Annotated in this window: 8 protein-coding genes, 1 tRNA gene and 1 pseudogene; 4 read left to right on the forward strand and 6 right to left on the reverse strand. The window is 62.3% G+C overall.

Annotated features, from left to right (window positions below; genetic code table 11):
* Nucleotides 1-62: 62 nt before the first annotated feature.
* Nucleotides 63-1577: a hypothetical protein gene (locus tag EAV90_RS01530; RefSeq protein WP_129142379.1), complete on the reverse strand. Its 1515-nt coding sequence runs from the start codon at nucleotides 1575-1577 to the stop codon at nucleotides 63-65.
* 521 nt (nucleotides 1578-2098) lie between these two features.
* Between EAV90_RS01530 and EAV90_RS01535 the strand changes: the two genes are divergently transcribed.
* Nucleotides 2099-3370, forward strand: a complete 1272-nt coding sequence (locus EAV90_RS01535; RefSeq protein ID WP_129142380.1) for an MFS transporter — start codon at nucleotides 2099-2101, stop codon at nucleotides 3368-3370.
* 238 nt (nucleotides 3371-3608) lie between these two features.
* Here EAV90_RS01535 and EAV90_RS01540 read toward each other — a convergent pair whose 3' ends face one another.
* The 3 genes from EAV90_RS01540 to EAV90_RS01545 all read right to left on the reverse strand — a co-directional run bounded on the left by EAV90_RS01540 (nucleotide 3609) and on the right by EAV90_RS01545 (nucleotide 4971).
* The gene (locus tag EAV90_RS01540; protein ID WP_245509433.1) at nucleotides 3609-3950 is read right to left on the reverse strand and encodes a hypothetical protein; all 342 of its coding nucleotides are present in this window, start codon (nucleotides 3948-3950) and stop codon (nucleotides 3609-3611) included.
* A 603-nt stretch (nucleotides 3951-4553) separates the two neighbouring features.
* A complete protein-coding gene (locus tag EAV90_RS41385) occupies nucleotides 4554-4661 on the reverse strand; it encodes a DUF6538 domain-containing protein (protein WP_347338793.1) in 108 nt (35 codons plus the stop codon).
* A 223-nt stretch (nucleotides 4662-4884) separates the two neighbouring features.
* Nucleotides 4885-4971 (reverse strand) — tRNA-Leu (locus EAV90_RS01545).
* Between the two features lie 152 nt (nucleotides 4972-5123).
* Between EAV90_RS01545 and EAV90_RS01550 the strand changes: the two genes are divergently transcribed.
* Nucleotides 5124-6089 (forward strand): complex I NDUFA9 subunit family protein, encoded by a 966-nt coding sequence (locus tag EAV90_RS01550; RefSeq protein WP_129142381.1) that lies wholly within the window; start codon nucleotides 5124-5126, stop codon nucleotides 6087-6089.
* Between the two features lie 465 nt (nucleotides 6090-6554).
* Here the strand turns inward: EAV90_RS01550 and EAV90_RS01560 are convergent, their stop codons facing one another.
* Entirely contained in the window at nucleotides 6555-7361 is an 807-nt protein-coding gene (locus tag EAV90_RS01560; RefSeq protein WP_129142382.1) for an undecaprenyl-diphosphate phosphatase, read from the reverse strand.
* Between the two features lie 169 nt (nucleotides 7362-7530).
* Here EAV90_RS01560 and EAV90_RS01565 point away from each other — a divergent pair, with 169 nt between their 5' ends.
* Together EAV90_RS01565 and queG are read left to right on the forward strand one after the other, a co-directional pair.
* Entirely contained in the window at nucleotides 7531-8223 is a 693-nt protein-coding gene (locus EAV90_RS01565; protein WP_122400198.1) for a glutathione S-transferase family protein, read from the forward strand.
* Nucleotides 8172-9347 (forward strand): tRNA epoxyqueuosine(34) reductase QueG, encoded by a 1176-nt coding sequence (gene queG, locus EAV90_RS01570; protein ID WP_129142383.1) that lies wholly within the window; start codon nucleotides 8172-8174, stop codon nucleotides 9345-9347. Before EAV90_RS01565 ends, queG begins: the two co-directional genes overlap by 52 nt.
* A 96-nt stretch (nucleotides 9348-9443) precedes the next feature.
* On the opposite strand, the pseudogene EAV90_RS01575 reads toward queG, so the two are convergent.
* Nucleotides 9444-9621: pseudogene (locus EAV90_RS01575) on the reverse strand (IS481 family transposase); the annotation flags it as partial.

The raw sequence follows: 9621 nt of genomic DNA on the forward strand, positions 1-9621 counted from the left end.
GCTTTTGGATTCGCCGGCGGGAGCGCTGGCGGGAACGAACAGAACTGCGGCACTATCCGTCATTATTTCTTGGCCTCGCCGGCAAAATCGGGCCTGACGTAAACGGTTTCATAGGCCCCACTGTATTGCTCGCGCCAGCCACGCCGCTCGACCAGAAACCGCCGTAGCTGCTCATGCGTCCTGACCCACAGCACCGCGTCAATCCGGTATTTGTCGAGCACCATGTCCCAAGCCGCTTCGTCGATTTCCCAGCTCACCAGCTTGAAATAGTCGTGCAGCAGATCGTCCGGATAGGCGGTGGCGGCACGGCCGTCGACGAAGGGCGAGACGGTGCCGTGCGTCTTGAAGATCAGGTAGCCGCCGACATTCCAGTTGTTCAGGACGCGCGCGCCGGCAAGATTCTTTTGCAAATAGCTGGCGTCTTCGTTCGACAACATGTCCGGCATCGCGAACGCCGGAGCGGCGCGCAGGAAGACCATCGGCAAGGTGCACAGACCGACGATGCCGGCCGCGAGCAGCGGTCCCTTGACGTCGATATTGGTGAACCGCTCAGGCAGCAGCCGGCTGACGTGCAGCGCCATCGGTACCGCCGAGAAGATGAAGAAGAATGCGATGTACCTGAACTGATACAGGCCCAGTATCAGGAACAGCCACGACATCAATCGTGGTTCGAGCGGGATCGGCCTTGAATTCCGGAAGCGCAACTCGAGCACGACGAAGGCCAGCATGTAAAGAATGCCGGGAATGCTGCCCGGCATTTCCATGTTGTGATAGTAGGACAGCCACTCGCCAATATTGTCCTGCACGAAGTGCCCCATCGTCGCGGCGGTGCCGGCGTAGATGTTCCAGCCGAGCGGATTGACGAATGTCGCAGCAAGACACGCGATGCCGGCGCATGCGAAAATCTTGAGATCAGCCCAGGCACCGCGGAGCAAGGCTACGGCGAAGAACACGCCGATGACGAAGAAGCCGAGCAGGAAGCCGCCGTGCAAATTGGCCCAGAGCACCATCAGCAGCGGAAGCAGGAACCATCGCGAGCGTCGCAGGCATTCCCGGTAGAACACGACGCAGAGCAACATCGTGCAGGTGTTGGGCGACACCGCGAGATACACGTTCGGCGAGGCCTCGTAGAGGGGATAGAGCAGGCACGCCAAGAACACGGCGATGCACACCGCGACCGGCGATGCGCCGGTGCCGACACAGACGGATGTGAGATAGCCGACGATCGCCGCGCCACACGCCACTGCTAACACGACGAGCCCGCCAAGGCCTGCATATTGAAACGTGACGCTGGCGAGCGCGTCCCAGAGCCAGGACAGGTTGAACCATGTCTTGTCGCCGTGGGTGAAAGACCAGGGATCTTGCAAGGGGATGTTGCTGCTCGTCCGGATCAGATCTCCGGCCGCCAGATGCCAGCCGAGATCGTAGTGACCGAGCAGGACCGGCGCGTTCAGGACGTAGAACAGGGACATGAACGAGATCAGGAACAGATAGATTCCCGACCTCAGCGCGAACGGGCTGATCGCATTCGCAACTTTGTCGAATGTCGGCTCGCGCCAGACTTGGTGCTGATCCACCGATCCCCTCACGACGAAGCGAGCCCCAAGGGCTCTTGCGTGCCCGCCTGGTCGCCGGATGCGAGCTTCGCCGCTGACTTAGAGGCAAGTTATCTAAAGTGGAGTAAATCCGGACGGTGCAATCGAGGGGATTTGGCCGGCGAAAAGCTGAGGGCACCGGAGCTTGTGTAACGTCCAAGCGGTTGTTTTTACGTGATATTTCCTACCTAACGGCAGCTGGCGATGGAGCGGCCGACATGGCGCTGTCAGCGCTGATTTGGGAGGACGACCGAGAACGTGGTGAATGAACTCGTCGCCTTCGCGCCGCTCCCCCTTCCAAGTGTGCGAGGTGCTACGCGAAGGGTGCGGCTGATCCGGGAGCGCGAGGTGCGATAGGCCATCCTGGACGTCGCAATCGCACGCGGGCCCGAGGCCGCTGATGCAAGCCCTGGTTTTTCAGACACGCCCCCTGCAAATCGCCTTCAGCCGACCTTATCTCCCATTTTCTCGCGCCCCGCCCTGCTCATCCCGAATCGGATGCCATGACCGAACAGACGCTCGCTGCGCCAATCGACGACCAACGGGAACGCCAGCGCGGCTTCTCGCGCTACCAGGCGCTCCTCATCGCGCTGCTCGCGTTCACGCAGTTCACGATCATCCTCGACTTCATCATCATGTCGCCGCTCGGCGCCATCCTGATGCCATCGCTCAACATCACCGCGGGACAGTTCGGCGTCGCGGTGTCGGCCTACGCATTCAGTGCGGGAGTATCGGGCATCCTCGCCGCCGGCTTCGCCGATCGCTTCGATCGCAAGCGCCTCTTGCTGTTCTTCTATGTCGGCTTCGCGCTCGGCACCCTGCTCTGCGCCGCCGCGCAGAATTATCACATCCTGCTGCTCGGCCGGATCGTGACCGGATTGTTCGGCGGCGTGATCGGCTCGGTCGTGCTCGCCATCGTCACCGACCTGTTCCCGTTGCAGATGCGCGGCCGCGTGATGGGCTTCATTCAGACCGCATTCGCCGCGAGCCAGGTGCTCGGCATTCCCGCCGGGCTGTTTCTCGCCAATCACTGGAACTGGCATGTCTGCTTCGTCGCGATCGTCGTCCTGTCGATCGCGGCAATCGCGATCATCGCCTTCGCGATGGAGCCGGTCGACGCACATCTGACGCTGAAGCAGGACAGAAGCCCGTTCCACCATCTGGTCGCGACGATTGGTCAGCCGCGCTATACGCTCGCCTTCGCCGTCACGACGCTGCTGGCGACGGGCGGCTACATGCTGATGCCGTTCTCCAGCGCCTACACCGTGCACAATCTCGGCATCGACATCACGCATCTGCCGACGATCTATCTCGTCTCCGGCCTGTTCAGCATCGTCACCGGGCCGCTGGTCGGCAGGGCGAGCGACGCGTTCGGCAAGTATCCGACCTTCGTGTTCGGCTGCGCGATGACCGTCCTCATGGTGCTGATCTACACCCATCTCGGCCATGTCTCGCTGGTGACCGCGATCACCGTCAACGTGCTGCTGTTCGTCGGCATCTTCTCGCGCATGATCCCATCGCAGGCGCTGATGTCGGCGATCCCGGAGCCGAGCCAGCGCGGCTCGTTCAGCGCGGTCAGCGCCTCGCTCCAGCAGCTCTCCGGCGGGCTCGGCTCCGTGCTCGCCGGCGCGATCATCGCGCAGGCGCCTGATGGCGCGCTGATCCATTTCGACCGGATCGGCTACGTCGTCGTGACCACGACGATCGTGACGCTGGTGATGATGTATTTCGTGCAGAAGGCGGTGGCGGAGCCGGCGGGGAAGCGGGTGGTGTGAGGGTGCTTCACCTTATCGCGACCGATGGTCAAGCTCAGCTTCGACCCACCACGGTCGCAGCCGTTTGACTCAGACCGCCTTGAAAAGGAATGCCGATCAACAATAGTCATTGGTCAGCTAGACCGCATGGAAGAGTCGCATGGCGGTGAGTGCTGATCTGGGCGAAGCGCTCGAGAGCTTCGAATGACCCGGATCAGACATCAGCTAGGCTAATGAGATTCGATCACGGTCGTGCCTGTCAGGCCAACTGAACGGGCCCGTGGTCATCGCAATGATCACCATGCGGATGGTGCAGCCGACCGTCCACGAGATAGTCGACATGATCGCCATGCGGCACCTGTTCATGTCCGCAGTTTGGACCGTGTACGTGTGAACAGTGGACTTGAGGCGTGCACTTCACGGGATTTGCTGCGCTGACCGGAATGACATGTTCGTCCACGTGATCCCCGTGCATGTGATGGAGATGGCCGTCGTGAAGATAATCCACGTGGCCGTCATGACGGATCCCGGTGTGCCCGCAGTTGGGGCCATGCTTGTGGGGATGATTGGCGTGATGCTTCTCGGTGCAGGTTTCCATCATTGTGTCCTTTCTTCGCTCAGGAACCAGCTAGGGCCTCACTGCTTCTCTGTAGGCTCCTCGATCGGCGCACTGCAAAAATCTCAGACTAAAATCTCAGAAATGTGCTTCGCCGCCCGCCGGAGTATGGTTCCTTCGTGTTTGGAGACGAAGCGTCATTCCAGCCCTGATACGTTCCGTAGCTTCGGCCCTGCACGAAGTGGAAATACTTTTTGCAGGCGCCTGTTCCTTTCCCGGAATAATCGCCCTTCACATTTGAAGGACGAATTTGGCTGCGCACGACACTTGTGGCGGTTTCTCAAAGCCTCAGTGGCTGGCTTGTCCCAATGTCGCAGTGTGGCCCGTCGCGTCGATCTTGGCGCGTCCGCTATTGCGCCGCTCCTGTTGGCTGAGCGGGAATGATCGACCACCACCTTGCGAACCTGTGCGAGGTAGAAGCCCTCTGCCGTTCGTGGACTATCTACGATCGGCAACCATCAACGTGATGAAACGATCAGGCACCGTGCCGCGCGGTGAGCAATAGGTTGCCCGTCGGGGAAGAGGAAGCCGCCCGAGTTCTGCTCGGCCACACTCCCTTAGAACATCGCCACAACCCACCGCGTTCCCTCAGGCGTCATCGAGATAGGCGAGCGCCTTGGCTTGCCGTGCTTTGGCCTCCCGAGGGTCATGTGTGCGCAGCGACACTTTGATCGTGCCGGTGCCACCGACCTTCACCGTCGCCGTCTCATCCCCACGGGAACGCCCAGCACCAAGCCCACTGCCTGATCGGTCAGGTCAGCGGGGACGCGCTTTCGGAGGTAATGAACGGAGGAGCCGTCGCGGCGGATAGGAGAGGCCATTCGCAGAAGCATGTGTACCGTCTCTGTGTACCAGTTGAGACGGTCGATCACCCTTGAGTATCAGGGACTCCAGCGAAATCGAGGACATCGCGGAGCGGTGGTGCCCAGGAAAGGACTCGAACCTTCACGGCCGTTAAGCCACTGGCACCTGAAGCCAGCGCGTCTACCAATTCCACCACCTGGGCATGCCGTTTGGGGCACGGAGGGGGTTACTACGGTTCGGTGACGCCGTTGTCAATTCATGCTTGAAGCCCGGTTCGGGATGCCGATTGCGCATCGCAAACCAGGCCGATAAAAGCCTGACAAGACGCACTCTTTCCGCAGGAATGGACCCCCCATGGCATCGAATCTGGACACGCTCGTCACGGTTTTCGGCGGATCGGGGTTTTTGGGCCGCAGTGTCGTCCGCGCCCTGTGCAAGAGGGATTACCGGGTCCGGGTCGCGGTGCGGCGGCCGGAACTCGCCGGATACCTCCAGCCGCTCGGCCGGGTCGGGCAGGTCCACGCCGTGCAGGCGAATCTGCGCTATCCGGCCTCGGTCGAGGCGGCGCTGCGTGATTCGCACATCGTGATCAATCTCGTCGGCGTCCTCACCGAGGCTGGCGCGCAGACTTTTGATGCCGTCCAGGCCAAGGGCGCCGAGACCGTCGCCAAAGCGGCAGCCGCCGCCGGAGCCCAGCTGGTGCATGTCTCCGCGATCGGGGCCGACGCCGGTTCGCCCTCGCGCTATGCCAGAGCCAAGGCGGCGGGCGAAGCCGCGGTCCTGGCTGCGGTTCCCTCAGCCACGATCTTCCGCCCCTCCGTGATGTTCGGCCCCGAGGACCAGTTCACCAACCGCTTTGCCGCGCTGGCCCGGATGTCGCCGGTGCTGCCGCTGATCGGCGGGAGTACCCGGATGCAGCCGGTCTATGTCGGCGACGTCGCCACCGCGATCGCGGATGCTGCCGACGGCAAGGCCAGGACGGGCGCGACCTACGAGCTCGGCGGGCCGGAGGTGCTGACGATGCGCGAGATCATCCAGACCATCCTCGACATCACTGACCGGAAGCGGATGCTGATCTCGCTGCCGTTCGGCCTCGCCCGCTTCCAGGCTCACTTCCTGCAATTCGCGCCGGGCGGGTTCAAGCTGACGCCGGACCAGGTCACGCTGCTCGAGCGCGATAATGTGGTGTCGGAGGCGGCGAAGGCGGCCGGCCTGACGCTGGAAGGCCTCGGCATCACGCCCGATTCGCTGGAAGCGATTGCCCCGCAATATCTGTGGCGCTTCCGCGCCGCAGGCCAATTCCAGCGCATGAGCGTGTGAGGTTCTTACCTCTCCCGCTTGCGAGGTCGCCGCATCCGGGCGATGCGAAGCATCGTCCCGCGCGGCGGGTGAGGGCTTTCTCGTCATCGGGACCTCGCTGTGGAGAGGAGACACGCTCTCTCCAACCCTCTCCCGCAAGCGGGCGAGGGAGCGCACCGAACGTGCGGCAACGGCGTCAAAGCTTCAGCTTCTTGAACACCGCCTCGGGCCAGGCTTCACCGTAACGACGTGAGGCTGTCGACATAGCGGCCGAAAACGCCCTAAAGCATGATCCGGAAAAGTGCGAAGCGGTTTTCCGGAAAGATCATGCGCAAACAACAAGCTAAAGCGCGATGACGATTCATCCAAATCTCATCGCGCTTTAGCAGTGATGGTTCTTGCCGTGCATGTCGGCCGCGATGACGCGCCGATCAAAACGAAGCGCGTGCCAAAACTCATATGGCGTTGAAGCCCGGGCGGTAGAGCTTAACGACCGAGCGCCAGCGCGATCAGGCCGAGCGTGCCGACGATGACTCGCCACCAGGCGAACAGCACGAAGCCGTGGCGGGTGACGTATGTCAAAAATGTCTTCACCACGATGACGGCGGTGATGAACGAGACCACGAAGCCGATCGCGACGATGTTCATATGGTCCATCGTCATCTCGGCGCGGTTCTTGTAGAAATCGTAGGCGAACGCGCCGATCATGGTGGGAATGGCGAGGAAGAACGAGAATTCCGCCGCCGCGCGCTTGTCGGCGCCGAGCAGCATCGCGGCGACGATGCTGGCGCCGGAACGCGACACGCCTGGGATCATCGCCACGCACTGCGCGATGCCGATATAGAGATACATCAGCAGCGGAAATTTGGTGGCGTCGTGCTCGCGCGGCTTGAGGTCGAGCTTGTCGACCCAGAGCAGGATGGCGCCGCCCACGATCAACGTGAAGCAGACGACCCAGGGGTTGAACAGTACGCTCTTGATGTATTTGCCGGCAACGAGGCCGACGACGACGGCCGGCAGGAACGCCACCAGCACGCCGATCACGAAACGGCGCGCATAGGCATCGCCCGTGAACATGCCGATCGCGACGTCCCAGAGCTTTCTGAAATACAGCCCGACGATCGCGAGGATCGCACCCAGCTGGATCAGAACCGTAAACGAATCCCAGAACGCGCCTTCACCGAGATGGAAGAAGCGCTCGGCGAGCAAGAGGTGGCCGGTCGAGGATACGGGAAGGAACTCGGTCACACCCTCGATGATGCCGAGGATCACTGCCCGTATTGCGTCTGACATATTTACGGTCCATTTCGGCTGGAAAAGCGGGGCTCTTCTCGCCTATTCCCCCCAATGCTGCAATCGCAAAATGCGAAATCACGCGCTTGCTTCGCGGTTTTGAGGGACTAGTGTGGCGCCGCACAAACATTGATGGATTCTTAAGCACCATCAAATAGTCAAAGGTTTCATGTTTACGCTGTTTCATCATCCGTTCTGTCCGCATTCGCGCTTCATCCGCCTGATCGCGGGCGAATACGGGCTTGACCTGAAGCTGGTCGAGGAACGCAGCTGGGAGCGGCGCGAGGCGTTTTTGCTGCTCAATGCGGCGGGCACGACGCCCGTCCTGGTGGACGAGGAGCAGCCGCCGATCCCGGGCGCGGCCATCATCGCCGAATATGTCGACGAGGCCTATGGCGCCGGGATGGGACCCAAGCGCCTGATGCCGGAGACGACCTTCGAGCGCGTCGAGGTGCGCCGGCTGATGGCCTGGTTCAACGAAAAATTCTTCGAGGAAGTCTCGCATCCCCTCGTCACCGAGCGCATCTACAAGCGTTTCATGAGCGAGGAGAACGGCGGCGGCCCGCCTTCGGCCGACGTGATGCGCGCAGCGAAAGCCAATGTGCGCTATCATCTGGCCTATATCGGCTGGCTGGCGCAGACGCGCAATTTCCTCGCCGGCGACCGGCTCACTTACGCGGATCTCGCCGCCGCGGCGCACCTTTCGGCGATCGACTATCTGGGCGACGTGCCATGGAGCGAGGACGACGCAGCAAAGGCGTGGTACGCGCGGGTGAAATCCCGCCCGTCGTTCCGTCCGCTGCTGAGCGAATGGCTGGCTGGCGTGCCGGCGTCGCGGACCTACGTGGACCTGGATTTCTGAACTCCGATCCGACTGAACTGAAGGCGGCGCTCGAACACGAGGCGCGCGCGCTCGGCTTCGACTGCGTCGGCATCACCGCGCCGGGCACGATCGAGAGCGCCGGGAAACACTTCCTCGAATTCATCGCCTCAGGCGGCCATGGCGACATGGACTGGCTCGCGGTGCAGCCCGAGCGCCGGGTCGATCCGCGCGGACTGTGGCAGGACGTGCGCAGCGTGATCATGCTCGGCGTCAATTACGGCCCCGACCAAGATCCGCTGGCGATCCTGAAGCAGCGCACGCGCGCGGCGATCTCGGTCTATGCGCAGGGCGACGACTATCACGACCTCATCAAGAAGCGGCTGAAGGCGCTGGCGCGCTGGCTGGTCGCGACCGCCCCGTCAGAGGTGAAAGTGTTCGTCGACACCGCCGCGGTGATGGAGAAGCCGCTGGCGCAGGCCGCGCATCTCGGCTGGCAGGGCAAGCACACCAATCTGGTCTCGCGCGAGTTCGGCTCATGGCTGTTTCTCGGCGCGATCTACACCACGCTCGATCTGCCGCGCGATGCTGCCGAGATCGACCATTGCGGCTCGTGCCGGGCGTGTCTCGACATCTGCCCGACGGCGGCGTTCCCCACGCCCTACAAGCTCGATGCGCGGCGCTGTATCTCCTATCTCACCATCGAGAACAAGGGTCCGATCCCGCAGGAATTCCGCAAGGCGATCGGTAATCGCATCTATGGCTGCGATGATTGCCTCGCGGCCTGTCCGTGGAACAAGTTTGCGCGGGAGGGGCGCGAGGCAAAGCTCGCCGCGCGCGACGAATTGCGCGCGCCTTCTCTCGCCGAACTCGCGCGGCTCGACGATGCCGCATTCCGTGCGCTGTTCACGAAATCACCGGTCAAGCGCATCGGCCGCGACCGGTTCTTGCGCAACGTGCTGATTGCGATCGGCAACTCGGGCGAAGCTGCCCTGGCGGAAGAGGCGCGGCGATTGCTGGATGATGCCAACCCGCTGGTACGCGGAGCTGCGGTCTGGGCGCTGGCGCAGTTGGTGTCGCGGGAGGAGTTTGATGCGATGAGGGCCAATGCGATTGCCGACGAGCAAGACGAGAGCGTGCGCGAGGAGTGGCAGCTCGCCTCCTAATTTTCGCTGTCATGCCCCGGCTTGATCGGGGCATACGCCGCGGCTTCTCGGCTCAATCACTGCCGTCTCGGCATACTGGATCGCCCGATCAAGTGTTCAGCCCGGGGACATGACCGACGGTTGTTCGGGGACATAGCCGACACATTCTCCGCTCGCCAAGTCGATGATAGCGACTTGGTGGGCGGCAAAGAAGATCCCGTATTGCGCATCGTTTGCCGAGGGGCGGATGGCGAGGCGCTCGCCACGGAAGGCCTGTGGCACTTTCCAAAGACGT

This window comes from Bradyrhizobium vignae, from assembly GCF_004114425.1.
GTDB classification, from domain to species: Bacteria; Pseudomonadota; Alphaproteobacteria; order Rhizobiales; family Xanthobacteraceae; genus Bradyrhizobium; species Bradyrhizobium vignae.